The sequence below is a fragment of the Enterobacter cloacae complex sp. 370H10 genome, from assembly GCF_050031535.1.
Lineage (GTDB): Bacteria > Pseudomonadota > Gammaproteobacteria > Enterobacterales > Enterobacteriaceae > Enterobacter > Enterobacter intestinihominis.
Map to the genome: position 1 here is coordinate 420,382 of NZ_JBLGWG010000001.1, position 17,208 is coordinate 437,589.

Sequence of the window (17,208 nt, forward strand, 5' to 3'; positions counted from 1 at the left end):
CCTTCTGTTGTTAACCTTCGTCTTTTTTGCCGTCAACCAGCGGGCTGGCATCGTGCTCGGCTTTGATCTCTTCTTCCGGCAACTGGGCTGGCGCAACGGCTGGCGTTGCAAAGACCTCCGTCGATACTGCCAGAGGCTGGCCGAGTTTGGTCACGGACAGGCTTTCCAGCTCGTCGACAAGGTTAACTTTGCCCGGTGCGAACAGGTTGATTACCGTTGAGCCCAGCTTGAAGCGGCCCATCTCCTGACCTTTCAGCAGGGCCACAGAACCTTCTTCTTCCCCGGCAGGCCAGGTCCAGCGCTTGATCACGCCTTCGCGTGGCGGCGTAATGGTGCCCGCCCAGACGGTTTCGATGCTGCCCACAATGGTAGCACCTACCAGAATCTGCGCCATTGGGCCAAATTCAGTATCAAACAGGCAGATGACGCGCTCGTTACGGGCAAACAGGTTAGGGACGTTTTGCGCCGTCAGGTGGTTTACAGAGAACAGATCCCCCGGCACGTAGATCATCTCGCGCAGGATGCCATTACACGGCATATGAACGCGGTGGTAGTCGCGTGGGGAGAGATAGGTGGTCGCGAAAGTCCCGTTGCGGAACAGATCCGCCATTATGTAGTTACCGGCCAGCAGCGCTTCCAGGCTGTAGTTATGGCCTTTCGCCTGCAAAATTTTGTCGTCTTCAATTTTACCCAGCTGGCTGATCACGCCGTCAGCAGGCATCACCAGCACGTTCGGGTCGGTATTCAGCGGGCGCACTTCGTCGCGCAGCGGACGCACAAAAAATTCGTTGAAGGTGCGGTAGCTTGCCGTATCCGGCTTCTGCGCTTCTTTCATGTCGACCTTGTAGTATTTCACGAACAGGTCGATGACCAGTTTGGTCAGCCAGCCCGCTCGTTTGCTCGCGCCCCAGCCCGCCAGGCGAGTGAGCCACAGTTTAGGCAGAATGTATTGAAGCGAAAGTTTAAATGAGTTTAACAAGGTAGCCTCCAGGCCATTGTTTTGTCGTTCCTGATCCGGCAGTACGCTGCCGGAACCTGAAAAAAGGGGACGATTTTAGCGACGCTTAGCTTAGTTGTCAGTTATCAGAATCAGAAAAGTTTTTACGCGTTTTTACCTGGTCCATGCTTTCGAGAATACGATGGTAATTTTCGAAACGGGTTTCCGTTATTTCACCGTTCTCCACCGCTTCGCGGATGGCGCAGCCCGGATCGTTGTCATGTTTACAGTCGCGGTATTTGCAAGCGCCTATATAGTCATGGAATTCGACAAATCCGTTGAAGATTTGTTCCGGCTCAAGATGCCAGAGACCAAATTCACGCACACCCGGGGAGTCAATCACATCGCCGCCGTGCGGGAAGTGATAGAGACGTGAGGCGGTGGTGGTGTGCTGGCCCAGCCCGGAGACGTCCGACACATCGTTGGTCAGGATTTCTTGCTGAAGGCCGAGCAGGTTGTTAAGCAGGCTCGATTTACCCACGCCAGACTGCCCTGCAAAGATACTGATGCGGTCGGTCAGCGCATCTTCTAACGGCTTCAGGCCATCTTTGGTGCGGCTGGAAACCATCAAAACGCGATAACCAATATTGCGATAGATATCCATCTGCTCATTCACAAAGGCCATGGCCTCGTCATCCAGCAGATCGATTTTATTCAGCACGATGAGCGGCTCAACCTGTAGCGTTTCGCAGGCCACCAGATAACGGTCAATAATGTTGAGCGAAAGTTCGGGTAAAATCGCCGAAACGATCACGATCTGGTTGATATTGGCGGCAATGGGCTTTACGCCGTCGTAGAAATCAGGACGGGTCAGAACCGACGTGCGTTCATGCACGGCTTCAACGATACCTTTAACCGTTACCCCTTCCGCAGCCGCTTTGCCTGGACGCCAGACCACGCGGTCACCGGTCACCAGGGAACGGATGGTGCGACGGATATTGCAACGGTGGATGTCCCCGTCGGCAGACTCGACATCGGCATGCATACCGAAGCGGCTAATCACCACGCCTTCCGTCGCTTCGCCAAACAGGTTGTCGTCGTAATCGGGCTTCTCCGTAGTGGTTTTAAGACGGCGCTGGTGATTTGCATTCACGCGGCGCTGCTGCCCTTTGGAGAGTTTATTTTTACTCAATCGCGCTGGCTCCTGGTCGCCCATAGCGGGCAAAACCTCTATGATACACTCTAATTAATACTAGTTAACCTGCTACTGCCGGTTAAGCGAGAAGGGTGGAAAATAACATGAGCGCGGACGAAAACAACCTGATTTGGATCGATCTGGAGATGACCGGCCTGGATCCCGAGCGCGATCGCATTATTGAGATCGCCACACTGGTCACCGATGCCAACCTCAATATTCTGGCGGAAGGCCCAACGATTGCCGTGCACCAGTCCGATGACCAGCTTGCGCTGATGGATGAGTGGAACGTGCGTACCCATACTGGCAGCGGGCTGGTGGAACGCGTGAAGGCCAGCACTCTGGGCGACCGCGAAGCGGAGCTGGCGACGATTGAGTTTCTGAAGCAGTGGGTGCCGGCAGGAAAATCGCCTATCTGTGGCAACAGCATTGGTCAGGATCGTCGTTTCCTGTTTAAGTACATGCCGGAGCTGGAGTCCTATTTCCACTACCGCTATCTGGATGTGAGCACCTTAAAAGAGCTGGCCCGCCGCTGGAAACCGGAAATTCTCGACGGCTTCACAAAGCAGGGGACGCACCAGGCAATGGACGACATCCGTGAGTCTGTTGCGGAGCTGGCGTACTATCGCGAAAACTTTATTAAGCTTTAATTTTGCGATCCGGCGCCTTGCGTGGCCGGGTTTTTGTCGCTAAATTGTTCAGCTTGCCGATTAAATAAGCACTTGAACTGAATTTCAAAAAAATCGCTTTGAGGGGGGTTGCAGCTAAACGGATTTCTCGTATAATGCGCCTCCCGTAACGACAGAGAATTACACGTTACGACAGCAACAAAAGCAGTACAGATTTGCGGGAATAGCTCAGTTGGTAGAGCACGACCTTGCCAAGGTCGGGGTCGCGAGTTCGAGTCTCGTTTCCCGCTCCAAAATTTGAAAAGTATCGCAAGATACGCCAGCACCAGAACACCCAAGCGGGAATAGCTCAGTTGGTAGAGCACGACCTTGCCAAGGTCGGGGTCGCGAGTTCGAGTCTCGTTTCCCGCTCCAAAATTTGAAAGTATCGCAAGATACGCACAGCACCAGAATACCCAAGCGGGAATAGCTCAGTTGGTAGAGCACGACCTTGCCAAGGTCGGGGTCGCGAGTTCGAGTCTCGTTTCCCGCTCCAAATTCTTCTTCTTTCCTAAATTATCCACAGCGAAATGCTTCGTTGGGGACGTTTTCTATTGTATCTGAAACACTCTTGTAAACAGAGTTATCCACAGAAACTGTGATAAATCTCAGTTGTACAAAATGTTAGCAGGGTGAATAATATCTTAGTAATTAACTGTAATCTATGAAGAAAATTTGATTTCAAAATGTTATTGAGATCACTTGACCTGTTTGCTACACCTTATGGCGCCTGAATTCTTATTTTTATTCACAGCCTGTGAATATATCACACATCCCGTGGCAGCCCTTTTTCAATCACCCTGACCAGGCGCTGTTTCTTCGGTAACTGCACTTCAACCACGCCGGCATTTCGCTTCTCAATTTGCTGCGCAATCGCCCATTCTATGTGCTCATCAAGAAGTGGGTGCTCACCTCTGCGGCTTTCGAGCGCCTGAAGATTGGCTTCATCCCATGGGGCATTACCCAGCGCAACGGCCACATTACGCAGCCAGCGCAGGTGGCCGATACGACGTATGGCGGAACCTTCCGTCACCTTCAGGAACCAGGCTTCGCTCCAGGCGAACAGTTCGATCAGCTGCGGGGCATGTAACGCCTTGCGGGGACTGAAGTCTTCTTCGTCCGTCAACTGTGAATAGCGGTTCCACGGACAAATCAGCTGGCAGTCATCACAGCCGTAGATGCGGTTGCCAATAAGCGGACGAAATTCCTCTGGAATAGCACCTTCCAGCTCGATGGTGAGATAAGAGATACAGCGGCGCGCATCAACGGTATAGGGTTCAACGATAGCGCCCGTTGGGCAGATGGTCATACAGGCCACGCAGCGGCCACACCCTTCTTCCACCGGACCGTCTACCGGCAGGGGTAAATCAATCAACAGTTCACCCAGGAAAAAGAATGAGCCCGCGTCGCGGCTTAAGATAAGTGAGTGCTTACCTGTCCAGCCAAGCCCGGCTTTTTCGGCGATCGGGCGCTCAAGAATAGGCGCAGAATCGACAAAGGGTCTAAAATTCAGCGAAACACAGTGCTGCTGAATGGTTTCCCCGAGCTTTTTTAGACGGTTGCGCAGAAGTTTATGGTAATCACGTCCCAGCGCGTATCGGCTGACGTAACCCAGCGAAGGATTTTTTAGCGTGCGCGCAAAGGCCGCGTTAGCGGGCAGATAGTTCATGCGTACGCTAATGACGCGCAGCGTACCCGGCAACAGCTCGTGAGGGCGGGCACGCATCATACCGTGACGCGCCATCCACTCCATCTCGCCGTGGTATTGTTTATCCAGCCATGCCTGTAGCTTAGGCTCGCTGGCAGAGAGGTCGGTATCGGTAATACCGACCTTCTGGAAGCCCAGTTCAGCACCCCACTGTTTTATTTTTTGCGCTAATTCATTGAGATCGAGGGGCTGTGACATGACGGACCATACTGTGAAGAAAAACCCCGCAAGTATACCACATTCCATCTGGCATGCGGATGACCTCCGTCGGGCCGAAAAAGAGGCCGCAGACAGCCTCGGCATTACCCTTTATGAACTGATGCAGCGCGCGGGCGAGGCGGCGTTTAACGTGGCGCGCACGGCTTATCCGGATGCCTCGCACTACCTGATTCTGTGCGGGCACGGCAATAACGGTGGCGATGGCTATGTGGTGGCTCGTCTTGCGGTGGCGGCGGGGCTGCGCGTTACCCTGCTGGCGCTGGAGAGCGACAAGCCGCTACCGGAAGAGGCTGGCATGGCGAGAGAGGCCTGGCTGAATGCGGGGGGCATTATTCATGCGCCTGATATTATCTGGCCCGAGGATGTCGACGTGATTGTTGATGGTCTGCTGGGGACGGGGCTGATGCGCGCGATTCGCGATGACGTCGCCGCGCTGATTACCCACGCTAATGCGCACCCCGCCCCGGTGGTGGCGCTGGATATTCCCTCCGGCCTGATGGCGCAAACCGGCGCGACGCCGGGCGTGTCGATTGAGGCTGCGCACACCGTGACCTTTATCGCCCTGAAGCCGGGTTTGCTTACCGGAAAAGCGCGGGATGTCGTGGGGACGTTACATCACAACGCACTGGGGCTGGAAAACTGGCTGGCTGGACAGGATACCCACATCACCCGCTTTGATGCCTCCCTGCTTGCTCAGTGGCTGCCTCCGCGCCGCCCCACATCCCATAAGGGTGATCATGGCCGGCTGCTGATTATCGGTGGCGATCATGGCACGGCAGGTGCGATTCGCATGACAGGAGAGGCCGCGTTGCGCAGCGGTGCCGGATTAGTACGCGTGCTGACCCGCAGCGAAAACATTCCGCCGATTATTACCGCGCGGCCGGAGCTGATGGTCCACGAGCTTGCCCCACAGGCGATTGAAGAGGGTCTTGAGTGGGCGGACGTGGTAGTCATTGGTCCGGGCCTGGGTCAGCAGGAGTGGGGTAAACAGGCCCTGCAAAAGGCCGAGAATTTTCGTAAGCCGATGCTCTGGGATGCCGACGCGCTTAACCTTCTGGCAATAAACCCGGATAAGCGTCACAATCGCATTCTGACGCCACACCCCGGCGAAGCCGCACGGCTGCTTAACTGTAGCGTGGCAGAAATTGAAAGCGATCGCTTACTTTCAGCCCAACGTCTGGTAAAACGTTACGGAGGTGTTGTCGTTTTGAAAGGGGCGGGGACCGTTATTGCCAGCGATGATGCGATGGGCATCGTTGATGCCGGTAATGCAGGCATGGCGAGCGGCGGCATGGGTGATGTGCTCTCTGGCATCATTGGCGCATTGCTCGGACAGAAACTTCCCCTTTATGATGCAGCCTGTGCTGGCTGCGTGGCCCACGGTGCGGCGGCTGACAGGCTGGCTGCTCGTTACGGAACGCGCGGTATGCTGGCCACCGATCTTTTTTGCACGCTGCGGCGTGTTGTTAACCCGGATGTGATTGACGTAGAAAATGACTAATCGAGCGATTCCTTTACCTGATGAACAAGCCACTTTAGATCTCGGCAAGCGCGTGGCGCAGGCCTGTCAGGGGGCGACCGTCATTTATCTGTATGGTGATTTAGGCGCGGGTAAAACAACCTTCAGCCGTGGTTTTTTGCAGGCGTTAGGCCATAACGGGAACGTAAAAAGCCCGACTTATACGCTAGTAGAACCGTACACGCTTGAAAATATCATGGTGTACCACTTTGATTTATATCGTCTTGCGGATCCTGAGGAGCTGGAATTTATGGGGATCCGCGATTACTTTGCCAACGACGCCATTTGCCTGGTGGAGTGGCCGCAACAAGGTGCGGGTGTGCTGCCTGACCCGGATGTCGAAATTCACTTGGATTATCAGGCACAAGGGCGTGAGGCGCGCATCAGTGCGGTTTCCTCATCAGGCTGTTCCTTACTGGCGCGTTTAGCCGGTTGAGCGTAGGGATAACGGGATGATTAATCGCGTTAAAGGTTGGATTTTGGCAGCCACGGTTCTGCTGTGCGCGCAGGCCGGTGCGGCCAGCCTCTCGGATATTCAGGTGTCGAATGGCGATAGCCAGGCCCGCATTACCTTCAGCTTTATGGGCGATCCTGAATATGCTTTCTCACAAATCGACAGCCGCAGCGTGGCGCTCGATATTAAACAGTCCGGGGTGATCCAGGGGCTGCCGCTCCAGTTCAGCGGCAACAATCTGGTGAAAAGCATCCGTTCGGGGACGCCGAAGGATGCGCAGTCTCTGCGTCTGGTGGTCGATCTCACCGAAAAGGGCAAAACGAAGGCGGTTAAGCAGCAAAACGGCGCCAGTTATACGGTGGTTTTTACCATTAATGCTGATGTTCCGCCGCCGCCACCGCCTGCACCTGTGGTAGCAAAACGCGTAGAAGCGCCGGTTTATACCCCAAGGCCGTCTGAGCCAGCCCGTAATCCGTTTAAATCACAAAATGACCGACTTACCGCCGTGACCAGCAGCAACACGGTGACGCGTCCGGCGGTCAGCGCGCGGCGAACGCCGGTCAGTGGCGACAAAGTGATTATCGCCATCGACGCCGGACACGGCGGGCAAGATCCTGGCGCGATTGGCCCGGGCGGCACGCGGGAGAAAAACGTCACTATCGCCATTGCCCGTAAGCTGCGTGCGCTTCTGAATGACGATCCGATGTTCAAAGGGGTCATGACCCGCGACGGAGATTATTTTATTTCAGTGATGGGACGCTCGGATGTGGCGCGTAAGCAAAACGCCAACTTCCTGGTGTCGATTCACGCGGATGCTGCGCCGAACCGTAACGCCACCGGCGCGTCGGTATGGGTACTGTCGAACCGTCGTGCCAACAGTGAAATGGCGAACTGGCTTGAAGAGCACGAGAAGCAGTCTGAACTGTTAGGCGGGGCAGGCGATGTGCTGGCAAACAGCCAGGCCGATCCGTATCTCAGCCAGGCGGTGCTGGATTTACAGTTCGGTCATTCTCAGCGCGTCGGGTATGATGTCGCCACTAACGTACTCAACCAGCTGCAAAGCGTCGGATCGCTGCATAAGCGTCGTCCGGAACATGCGAGCCTCGGTGTCCTGCGTTCACCGGATATTCCGTCGATTCTGGTAGAGACGGGTTTTATCAGTAATCACGGTGAAGAGCGTTTACTGGGAAGCGACAGCTATCAGCAGCAAATTGCTGAAGCAATTTATAACGGTCTGCGTAAATACTTTGACGCGCATCCGCTTCAGTCTGCGCCGCAGGGCGGGGCAGCCCAGACGGCAAGCGCCGCGCTGCCGGGTGAGATGACCGCGACTAATTAAGGAGAGTTCATGCCGATTCAGGTTCTACCGCCGCAGCTCGCGAACCAAATCGCCGCCGGTGAGGTGGTGGAACGCCCTGCATCGGTGGTAAAAGAGCTGGTGGAAAACAGCCTCGATGCAGGGGCGACCCGCATTGATATCGATATTGAACGCGGGGGCGCAAAGCTTATCCGCATTCGTGATAACGGCTGTGGCATCAAAAAGGACGAGCTGGCGCTGGCGCTGGCGCGTCATGCCACCAGTAAAATTGCGTCACTTGACGATCTGGAAGCGATTATTAGCCTGGGTTTTCGCGGCGAAGCGCTGGCCAGTATCAGCTCCGTTTCCCGCTTAACGTTGACCTCCCGCACGGCCGACCAGCAGGAAGCCTGGCAGGCCTACGCCGAAGGGCGCGATATGGACGTCACGGTTAAACCAGCGGCGCACCCGGTAGGCACCACGCTTGAAGTGCTGGATCTTTTCTATAACACGCCCGCCCGGCGCAAGTTTATGCGAACCGAGAAGACCGAATTCGGACATATCGACGAGATCATCCGCCGCATCGCGCTGGCACGCTTTGATGTCACTCTTAACCTCAGTCATAACGGTAAGGTGATGCGTCAGTACCGGGCAGTGGCGGAAGGCGGGCAAAAGGAGCGTCGGCTGGGCGCCATCTGCGGCACGCCGTTCCTGGAAAAAGCGCTGGCCATTGAGTGGCAGCATGGCGATTTGGCCCTGCGCGGCTGGGTTGCCGATCCGAACGCCAGTAGCGCCGCGTTTGCTGAGATTCAGTACTGCTACGTCAACGGTCGCATGATGCGCGACCGCCTGATTAACCACGCCATTCGCCAGGCCTGTGAAGATAAGCTCGGCGCCGATCAACAGCCCGCCTTTGTGCTTTATCTGGAGATCGACCCGCATCAGGTTGACGTTAACGTGCACCCCGCCAAGCACGAGGTGCGTTTCCACCAGTCGCGTCTGGTGCATGATTTTATCTATCAGGGCGTCGTTAGCGTTTTGCAGAAGCAGGCTGAGCCAACGCTGCCGCTGGAAAACGACGTTCCTGCACCGCGATCGCTGCCAGAAAATCGCGTGGCGGCCGGACGTAACCATTTCGCTGAACCCGCAGCCGCGCGCGAACCAGTGGCTCCGCGTTTTTCGTCAGCGGGAAGCGCACCGCGCCCGACGGGCGCCAACTACCCAAATGCCCAGCCGGGGTATCAAAAGCAGCAAGGTGCGTTATACCGTAAATTGCTGGACACCCCAGCCGTGGAACGGAAAGAACATATTGAGGTATCGCCGTCTTCCCTTGACGGACATAGCCAGAGTTTTGGCCGGGTATTGACGATTGTCGCCCCGGACATGGCACTGCTTGAACGTGAGGGGAAATTGATGCTGCTGGCGTTGCCGGTAGCGGAACGCTGGCTTAAACAGGCGCAACTGACGCCAGGGGAAAACGCCGCCTGTGCTCAGCCGTTACTGATCCCGGTTCGGTTGAAAATAAACCATGAAGAAACAGGGGTTTTGCAGCGTGCCCAGGCGCTTCTTGCCGAAATGGGGATTGAAATCGTACTGGACGCGCAGCATGTGACAATTCGCGCAGTGCCTTTACCCTTACGCCAACAAAATTTACAAAACTTGATTCCTGAACTGATAGGCTACCTGGCGCAGCAAACGACGTTTGATGCCGCCGATACCGCGCAGTGGATCGCCCGCCATCTGGCCAGCGAACATTCGCCGTGGAGTATGGCGCAGGCGATTACCGTTCTGGCAGAGGTGGAACGCCTCTGTCCACAGCTGGTGAAAGCGCCGCCAGGTGGTTTGTTACAACCTGTTGATTTAAAAACGGCGATGACCGCCCTGAAACATGACTGATGTAAGTAAGGCGAGCCTGCCAAAGGCGATTTTTTTAATGGGGCCAACGGCCTCCGGTAAAACGGCGTTAGCCATTGAGTTACGTAAAGTTTTGCCAGTAGAGTTGATTAGCGTTGATTCAGCCCTCATTTACCGAGGAATGGACATCGGCACGGCGAAGCCCAACGCAGACGAACTGCGTGCGGCACCGCACCGTTTACTGGATATTCTCGACCCGGCACAGGCTTACTCCGCAGCAGATTTTCGCCGCGACGCCTTATCTGAGATGGCCGAGATTACCGCCGCGGGACGCATACCGCTGTTAGTTGGCGGCACGATGCTCTACTTTAAGGCGCTGCTGGAGGGGTTATCGCCTCTGCCATCGGCCGATCCGGAAGTGAGAGCGGAGATTGAGCGGCAGGCGGCAGAGCAGGGGTGGGACGTTTTGCACAGGCAACTGGAAGAGATTGATCCGGTTGCCGCAGCGCGGATCCACCCAAACGATCCGCAAAGGCTTTCCCGGGCACTGGAAGTTTTTTTCATTTCGGGTAAAACTTTAACGGAACTGACGCAAACGTCAGGAGACGCTCTGCCGTATCAGGTGCATCAGTTCGCCATCGCCCCGGCGAGCCGTGAACTGCTCCATCAACGAATTGAGCAGCGTTTTCATCAGATGTTGGCTTCAGATTTTGAAGCAGAAGTGCGGGCGCTTTTTGCCCGTGGAGATTTGCATACGGACATGCCTTCCATTCGTTGTGTGGGATACCGCCAGATGTGGTCGTATCTTGAAGGCGAGATTTCATACGATGAAATGGTTTATCGAGGTGTTTGCGCCACGAGACAGTTAGCGAAGCGCCAGATCACCTGGTTGCGCGGTTGGGAGGGGGTTCACTGGTTAGACAGTGAAAAACCACAACAGGCGTTAAACGAAGTGATTGAGGTTATTGGTGATATCGCTGACTGAATGTGTACAATTAAGCCGTATCGTGCGCAATTTTTCAGAATCGCAAGGTTCTAAGTACAAAACAAGCATATAAGGAAAAGATAGAATGGCTAAGGGGCAATCTTTACAAGATCCGTTCCTGAACGCATTGCGTCGGGAGCGTGTTCCAGTTTCTATTTATTTGGTGAATGGTATTAAGCTGCAAGGTCAGATTGAGTCTTTCGATCAGTTCGTGATCCTGTTGAAAAACACGGTCAGCCAGATGGTCTATAAGCACGCGATTTCTACTGTTGTTCCGTCCCGTCCGGTATCTCATCACAGCAATAACACTGGCGGCGGCACTGGCAGTAACTACCATCATGGCAGCAACGCGCAGGGTTCATCTGCTCCTGCGCAGGACAGCGAAGAAACCGAATAAGGTTTTGGGCTGTTTTCCACACGGGGAGCCAGGGATCCTGCGTTCCCCGCTGATCTTTTTAGAGAGGTTTACGCTTGTTTGACCGTTATGACGCCGGTGAGCAGGCGGTGCTGGTACACATCTATTTTTCGCAAGACAAAGATATGGAAGACCTCCAGGAGTTTGAATCTCTGGTCTCTTCCGCCGGTGTCGAAGCAATGCAGGTGATTACCGGTAGCCGTAAAGCGCCGCACCCGAAGTACTTTGTTGGTGAAGGTAAAGCAGTTGAAATTGCGGATGCCGTAAAAGCAACCGGCGCATCAGTCGTGCTGTTTGATCATGCGCTGTCTCCGGCTCAGGAACGTAACCTGGAAGCTCTCTGCGAATGTCGTGTTATCGATCGCACGGGGTTGATCTTAGATATTTTTGCTCAGCGTGCGCGTACCCACGAGGGTAAGTTGCAGGTTGAGCTGGCGCAGTTGCGCCATCTGGCGACGCGTCTGGTGCGTGGCTGGACACACCTTGAAAGACAAAAAGGCGGGATTGGTTTACGTGGCCCGGGTGAAACCCAGCTCGAAACCGACCGTCGTTTGCTGCGTGGCCGTATAACCCAGATCCTTTCTCGTCTGGAGCGTGTCGAGAAACAGCGCGAACAGGGGCGTCGGGCGCGAACCAAAGCCGACATCCCAACGGTGTCGCTGGTGGGCTATACCAACGCCGGTAAATCCACCCTGTTTAACCAGATAACCGAGGCCCAGGTGTATGCCGCAGACCAGCTGTTTGCGACCCTGGACCCTACGCTGCGCCGTATTGACGTCGCAGACGTCGGTGAAACGGTACTGGCGGATACCGTAGGGTTTATCCGCCATCTGCCGCACGATCTGGTGGCAGCGTTTAAAGCGACGTTGCAGGAGACGCGTCAGGCGACCCTGCTGCTGCACGTGATTGATGCGGCTGACGTACGCGTGCAGGAAAACATCGACGCGGTGAATGTGGTGCTCGAAGAGATTGACGCCCACGAAATTCCCACCCTGTTGGTGATGAACAAGATCGATATGCTGGACGATTTCGAACCGCGTATCGACCGAGACGAAGAGAACAAACCAATTCGGGTCTGGCTATCTGCTCAGGCCGGGATTGGTGTGCCACTGCTTTTCCAGGCTTTGACAGAACGTCTTTCCGGTGAGGTAGCTCAGCACACGCTGCGACTGCCGCCACAGGAAGGCAGGCTGCGTAGCCGGTTTTATCAGCTTCAGGCGATAGAAAAAGAGTGGATGGAGGATGACGGCAGCGTGGGGATGCAGGTGCGTATGCCGATCGTTGACTGGCGTCGCCTCTGTAAACAAGAACCTGCGCTGGCGGACTATATCGTCTGATCAGAAAGGGGAAGCCTGAAAAATTCGCCCTTGCATAACAAATATGGAGCATATACATGGCGTGGAATCAGCCCGGTAATAACGGACAAGACCGCGACCCGTGGGGAAGCAGCAATAATCAAGGCGGCAACTCTGGGGGAAATGGCAACAAAGGTGGTCGCGAGCAGGGGCCGCCGGATCTGGATGATATCTTCCGCAAACTGAGCAAAAAGCTTGGTGGCCTTGGCGGAGGAAAAGGTTCTGGCTCGGGTGGCAACTCCACTCAGAGTCCGCGCCCGCCTATGGGTGGCCGCGTAGTAAGCATTGTGGCCGCGGCGGTAGTCATCATCTGGGCAGCCAGCGGGTTCTACACCATTAAAGAAGCAGAGCGCGGCGTGGTAACCCGTTTCGGTAAGTTCAGCCATCTGGTTGAGCCGGGCCTGAACTGGAAACCGACCTTCATTGATAACGTGACCGCAGTGAACGTGGAGTCCGTCCGTGAACTGGCGGCGTCTGGCGTGATGTTGACCTCTGACGAAAACGTGGTGCGCGTTGAGATGAACGTCCAGTACCGCGTGACCGATCCTGAGCGTTATCTGTTTAGCGTGACCAGCGCGGATGACAGCCTGCGTCAGGCGACCGACAGCGCCCTGCGTGGCGTGATCGGTAAATACACCATGGACCGTATCCTGACCGAAGGTCGTACCGTTATTCGTAGCGATACCCAGCGCGAGCTGGAAGAGACCATCCGTCCGTACAACATGGGTATCACCCTGCTGGACGTCAACTTCCAGGCTGCACGTCCGCCGGAAGAGGTGAAAGCGGCGTTTGACGATGCGATTGCCGCGCGTGAAAACGAACAGCAGTACATCCGTGAAGCGGAAGCGTATACCAACGAAGTTCAGCCGCGTGCAAACGGTCAGGCGCAGCGTATTCTGGAAGAAGCGCGCGCGTATAAGACCCAGACCATCCTGGAAGCACAGGGTGAAGTGGCTCGCTTCGCGAAGATCCTGCCGGAATATAAAGCCGCGCCGGAAATTACCCGTGAGCGTCTCTATATCGAGACCATGGAAAAAGTGCTGAGCCATACGCGTAAAGTGCTGGTTAACGACAACAAAGGCGGAAACCTGATGGTCCTGCCGCTGGATCAGATGCTTAAAGGCGGTTCTGCACCGGCAGCAAAAGACAACAGCGGAGCCAACAACCTGCTGCGTCTGCCGCCAGCCTCGTCTGGCAGCTCCAGCGCGAACACAACGCCTTCTTCGAACGATGGTGACATTATGGACCAACGCCGTGCTAACGCGCAGCGTAACGACTACCAGCGTCAGGGGGAATAAGGATGCGTAAGTCAGTTATTGCGATCATCATCATCGCACTGGTCGTGCTCTACACCTCCATCTTTGTGGTGAAAGAGGGCGAACGTGGGATCAAGTTCCAGTTTAGCAGCGTCGTGCGTGACGGCGACAAGCGTCCGGTGATCTACGAGCCGGGTCTGCACTTCAAGGTGCCTTTCATTCAATCAGTCAAAACGCTCGACGCACGTATCCAGACCATGGATAACCAGGCCGACCGTTTCGTGACTAAAGAGAAGAAAGACCTGATCGTTGATTCCTACATCAAATGGCGTATCAGCGACTTCAGCCGCTACTTCCTGGCAACCGGCGGTGGTGATGTTTCTCAGGCAGAAGTGCTGCTGAAACGTAAGTTCTCTGACCGTCTGCGTTCTGAAATTGGTCGTCTGGATGTAAAAGACATCGTGACCGACTCCCGTGGTCGTCTGACACTGGAAGTGCGTGATGCGTTGAACTCAGGTACAGCGGGTACCGAAGACGAAGTGGAAACACCGGCAGCGGATGACGCGATTGCCAAAGCGGCTGAACGCGTTCAGGCTGAAACCAACGGTAAAGTACCGGTGATCAACCCGAACAGTATGGCTGCACTGGGTATCGAAGTGGTTGACGTGCGTATCAAGCAGATCAACCTGCCAGCGGAGGTGTCCGAGGCGATCTACAACCGTATGCGCGCCGAGCGTGAAGCGGTAGCCCGTCGTCACCGTTCACAGGGTCAGGAAGAGGCCGAGAAACTGCGTGCCGCAGCGGACTACGAAGTGACCAAGACGCTGGCGGAATCTGAGCGTCAGGGCCGTATCCTGCGTGGTGAAGGCGATGCCGAAGCCGCGAAGCTGTTTGCCGATGCCTTCAGCCAGGATCCCGACTTCTACGCCTTTATCCGTAGCCTGCGTGCTTACGAGAATAGCTTCCAGAGCAACCAGGATGTGATGGTACTCAGCCCGGACAGCGATTTCTTCCGTTATATGAAGACGCCGACTAACGCAACGCGATAAACTCAGGCTCGTTTGAGTATTCAAACCACCGCTCTTCACGGAGCGGTGGTTTTCTTTTATAAGGATGAAAAATGAATTCAACGATCTGGCTCGCACTGGCTTTAGTTTTGGTGCTGGAAGGCCTCGGCCCGATGCTCTATCCACGCGCATGGCGACGGATGATCGCGACAATGAGCCAACTTCCGGACAATATTTTGCGTCGTTTTGGTGGTGGACTTGTGGTTGCCGGTATCGTTATCTACTACATGTTGAGGAAAACGATTGGCTGATCAAAAACTAACCGCAATCGGCATATTTTAGGGTCAAAAAGTGCTGTATATCTGAAAAAGCGATGGTAGAATCCATTTTTAAGCAAACGGTGATTTTGAAAAAAATGGGTAACAACGTCGTCGTACTGGGCACCCAATGGGGTGACGAAGGTAAAGGGAAGATTGTCGATCTTCTGACTGAACGGGCTAAATATGTTGTACGCTACCAGGGCGGTCACAACGCAGGCCATACTCTCGTAATCAACGGTGAAAAAACCGTCCTCCATCTTATTCCATCAGGCATTCTTCGCGAAAACGTCACTAGCATCATCGGTAACGGCGTTGTGCTGTCTCCAGCTGCGCTGATGAAAGAGATGAAAGGTCTGGAAGACCGTGGTATCCCTGTTCGTGAGCGTCTGCTGCTCTCCGAAGCCTGCCCGCTGATCCTGGACTATCATGTGGCGCTGGACGTGGCGCGTGAAAAAGCGCGTGGCGCGAAAGCGATCGGCACTACCGGTCGTGGCATCGGCCCGGCATACGAAGATAAAGTGGCTCGTCGCGGTCTGCGCGTGGGCGACCTCTTCGACAAAGCGACCTTCGCTGAAAAACTGAAAGAAGTGATGGAATATCACAACTTCCAGCTGGTGAATTTCTATAAAGCCGAAGCCGTTGACTACCAGAAAGTGCTGGATGACGTCATGGCGATTGCTGACATTCTGACCGGCATGGTTGTTGATGTGTCCGATCTGCTGGACCAGGCGCGCAAGCGTGGCGATTTCGTCATGTTTGAAGGTGCGCAGGGTACCCTGCTGGACATCGACCACGGTACCTATCCGTACGTAACGTCCTCTAACACCACCGCGGGTGGCGTGGCAACCGGCTCCGGCCTGGGCCCACGTTATGTGGATTACGTTCTGGGCATCATCAAAGCGTACTCCACTCGCGTGGGTGCAGGTCCATTCCCGACCGAGCTGTTTGATGAAACCGGCGAGTTCCTCTGCAAGCAAGGTAACGAGTTTGGCGCAACCACCGGTCGTCGTCGTCGTACCGGCTGGCTGGACGCCGTTGCCGTGCGTCGTGCTGTGCAGATCAACTCCCTGTCTGGCTTCTGCCTGACCAAGCTGGACGTACTGGACGGCCTGAAAGAAGTGAAAATCTGCGTGGGCTACCGTCTGCCAGATGGTCGCGAAGTGACTACCACTCCGCTGGCCGCTGACGACTGGGAAGGCATTGAGCCAATCTACGAAACCATGCCGGGCTGGTCTGAGACCACCTTCGGTGTGAAAGAACGTAGTGGCCTGCCAAAAGCTGCGCTGGACTACATTAAGCGTATTGAAGAACTGACCGAAGTGCCGATCGATATTATTTCTACCGGCCCGGATCGTACTGAAACGATGATCCTGCGCGACCCGTTCGACGCATAATCTTCGTGACTGCTGGCCTGCGGGGAAACCCGTAGGCCGGATAAGCGCAGCGCCATCCGGCGACCGCTCCTGGATCTCCGCTTTTTCGCCCCGTCTGTCAAATAAATTAGCCGCTAACTATCTGGCTGGTTTATCATCATTAATGAATATCTCTGCGGTTTGATCGCGTTTTCCCTTTTTCCTGAGGTTGATGTGCAGTTAACAAGTTTCACCGATTACGGCTTACGCGCGCTGATTTACATGGCGTCGTTACCCGATGGGAAGATGACCAGCATCTCTGAAGTCACAGAGGTGTACGGTGTGTCCCGTAATCATATGGTCAAAATAATCAATCAACTTAGTCGTGCCGGATACGTTGCTGCCGTCCGCGGGAAGAATGGAGGGATCCGTCTCGGTAAACCGGCACAGAGTATCCGTATCGGCGATGTGGTACGTGAACTGGAGCCGCTATCTCTGGTGAACTGTAGCAGTGCGTTTTGCCACATTACGCCCGCTTGCCGCCTGAAACAGGCGCTTTCAAAGGCCGTGCAAAGTTTTCTCAAGGAACTGGATAACTACACGCTGGCCGATTTGGTTGAAGAGAATCAACCGCTTTATAAATTATTGCTGGTGGAATGAAGAAAAT

16 protein-coding genes and 3 tRNA genes are annotated in these 17,208 nt (G+C 55.0%); 16 read left to right on the plus strand and 3 right to left on the minus strand.

Going from position 1 to position 17,208, the window contains the following annotated elements; genetic code table 11:
- Positions 1–10 precede the first annotated feature (10 nt).
- Both asd and rsgA read right to left on the minus strand, forming a co-directional pair.
- Positions 11–979, minus strand: coding sequence for an archaetidylserine decarboxylase (gene asd, locus ACQG2Q_RS02040; protein ID WP_063849820.1), 969 nt, complete (start codon positions 977–979; stop codon positions 11–13).
- A gap of 97 nt (positions 980–1,076) precedes the next feature.
- A complete protein-coding gene (rsgA, locus tag ACQG2Q_RS02045) occupies positions 1,077–2,129 on the minus strand; it encodes a small ribosomal subunit biogenesis GTPase RsgA (protein WP_074169627.1) in 1,053 nt (350 codons plus the stop codon).
- 107 nt (positions 2,130–2,236) lie between these two features.
- Between rsgA and orn the strand changes: the two genes are divergently transcribed.
- From orn to ACQG2Q_RS02065, 4 genes are all read left to right on the plus strand, one after another.
- On the plus strand, positions 2,237–2,782 hold the full coding sequence (gene orn / locus ACQG2Q_RS02050; RefSeq protein WP_038415130.1) for an oligoribonuclease: 546 nt from the start codon (positions 2,237–2,239) through the stop codon (positions 2,780–2,782).
- A 196-nt stretch (positions 2,783–2,978) separates the two neighbouring features.
- Positions 2,979–3,054, plus strand: a tRNA-Gly gene (locus tag ACQG2Q_RS02055).
- A gap of 45 nt (positions 3,055–3,099) precedes the next feature.
- Positions 3,100–3,175: transfer RNA gene (locus tag ACQG2Q_RS02060), tRNA-Gly, on the plus strand.
- Positions 3,176–3,220: 45 nt separating this feature from the next.
- Positions 3,221–3,296, plus strand: a tRNA-Gly gene (locus tag ACQG2Q_RS02065).
- A 270-nt stretch (positions 3,297–3,566) separates the two neighbouring features.
- On the opposite strand, the gene queG is transcribed toward ACQG2Q_RS02065, so the two are convergent.
- Positions 3,567–4,706 carry a tRNA epoxyqueuosine(34) reductase QueG gene (gene queG, locus ACQG2Q_RS02070; RefSeq protein WP_015572463.1) on the minus strand — a complete coding sequence of 380 codons (1,140 nt, stop codon included), beginning with the start codon at positions 4,704–4,706 and terminating at the stop codon, positions 3,567–3,569.
- On the opposite strand from queG, the gene nnr reads away from it, so the two are divergent.
- The 12 genes from nnr (at position 4,705) to nsrR (ending at position 17,201) form a co-directional block, all read left to right on the plus strand.
- Positions 4,705–6,228, plus strand: a complete 1,524-nt coding sequence (gene nnr / locus ACQG2Q_RS02075; RefSeq protein ID WP_426759052.1) for a bifunctional ADP-dependent NAD(P)H-hydrate dehydratase/NAD(P)H-hydrate epimerase — start codon at positions 4,705–4,707, stop codon at positions 6,226–6,228. The two genes, queG and nnr, sit on opposite strands and share 2 nt — an antisense overlap.
- A complete protein-coding gene (gene tsaE, locus ACQG2Q_RS02080; protein ID WP_003855970.1) occupies positions 6,221–6,682 on the plus strand; it encodes a tRNA (adenosine(37)-N6)-threonylcarbamoyltransferase complex ATPase subunit type 1 TsaE in 462 nt (153 codons plus the stop codon). The genes nnr and tsaE overlap by 8 nt, the downstream gene beginning before the upstream one ends.
- A gap of 16 nt (positions 6,683–6,698) precedes the next feature.
- A complete protein-coding gene (amiB, locus tag ACQG2Q_RS02085) occupies positions 6,699–8,039 on the plus strand; it encodes an N-acetylmuramoyl-L-alanine amidase AmiB (protein ID WP_022646817.1) in 1,341 nt (446 codons plus the stop codon).
- A gap of 9 nt (positions 8,040–8,048) precedes the next feature.
- Positions 8,049–9,893 (plus strand): DNA mismatch repair endonuclease MutL, encoded by a 1,845-nt coding sequence (gene mutL, locus ACQG2Q_RS02090; RefSeq protein WP_022646818.1) that lies wholly within the window; start codon positions 8,049–8,051, stop codon positions 9,891–9,893.
- Entirely contained in the window at positions 9,886–10,836 is a 951-nt protein-coding gene (gene miaA, locus ACQG2Q_RS02095) for a tRNA (adenosine(37)-N6)-dimethylallyltransferase MiaA (RefSeq protein WP_046620992.1), read from the plus strand. Before mutL ends, miaA begins: the two co-directional genes overlap by 8 nt.
- Positions 10,837–10,921: 85 nt before the next feature.
- A complete protein-coding gene (gene hfq / locus ACQG2Q_RS02100) occupies positions 10,922–11,233 on the plus strand; it encodes an RNA chaperone Hfq (RefSeq protein WP_023299134.1) in 312 nt (103 codons plus the stop codon).
- 74 nt (positions 11,234–11,307) lie between these two features.
- Positions 11,308–12,588: a ribosome rescue GTPase HflX gene (hflX, locus tag ACQG2Q_RS02105; RefSeq protein ID WP_003855991.1), complete on the plus strand. Its 1,281-nt coding sequence runs from the start codon at positions 11,308–11,310 to the stop codon at positions 12,586–12,588.
- Positions 12,589–12,644: 56 nt separating this feature from the next.
- Positions 12,645–13,904 (plus strand): FtsH protease activity modulator HflK, encoded by a 1,260-nt coding sequence (hflK, locus tag ACQG2Q_RS02110; protein ID WP_022646820.1) that lies wholly within the window; start codon positions 12,645–12,647, stop codon positions 13,902–13,904.
- A 2-nt stretch (positions 13,905–13,906) separates the two neighbouring features.
- Positions 13,907–14,911: a protease modulator HflC gene (gene hflC, locus ACQG2Q_RS02115; RefSeq protein ID WP_022646821.1), complete on the plus strand. Its 1,005-nt coding sequence runs from the start codon at positions 13,907–13,909 to the stop codon at positions 14,909–14,911.
- Positions 14,912–14,982: 71 nt separating this feature from the next.
- Positions 14,983–15,180, plus strand: a complete 198-nt coding sequence (locus ACQG2Q_RS02120; protein WP_003855996.1) for a DUF2065 domain-containing protein — start codon at positions 14,983–14,985, stop codon at positions 15,178–15,180.
- 104 nt (positions 15,181–15,284) lie between these two features.
- Entirely contained in the window at positions 15,285–16,583 is a 1,299-nt protein-coding gene (locus tag ACQG2Q_RS02125) for an adenylosuccinate synthase (RefSeq protein ID WP_032621775.1), read from the plus strand.
- Positions 16,584–16,775: 192 nt separating this feature from the next.
- A complete protein-coding gene (gene nsrR / locus ACQG2Q_RS02130) occupies positions 16,776–17,201 on the plus strand; it encodes a nitric oxide-sensing transcriptional repressor NsrR (protein WP_003855998.1) in 426 nt (141 codons plus the stop codon).
- The last annotated feature ends 7 nt before the right edge of the window (positions 17,202–17,208 follow it).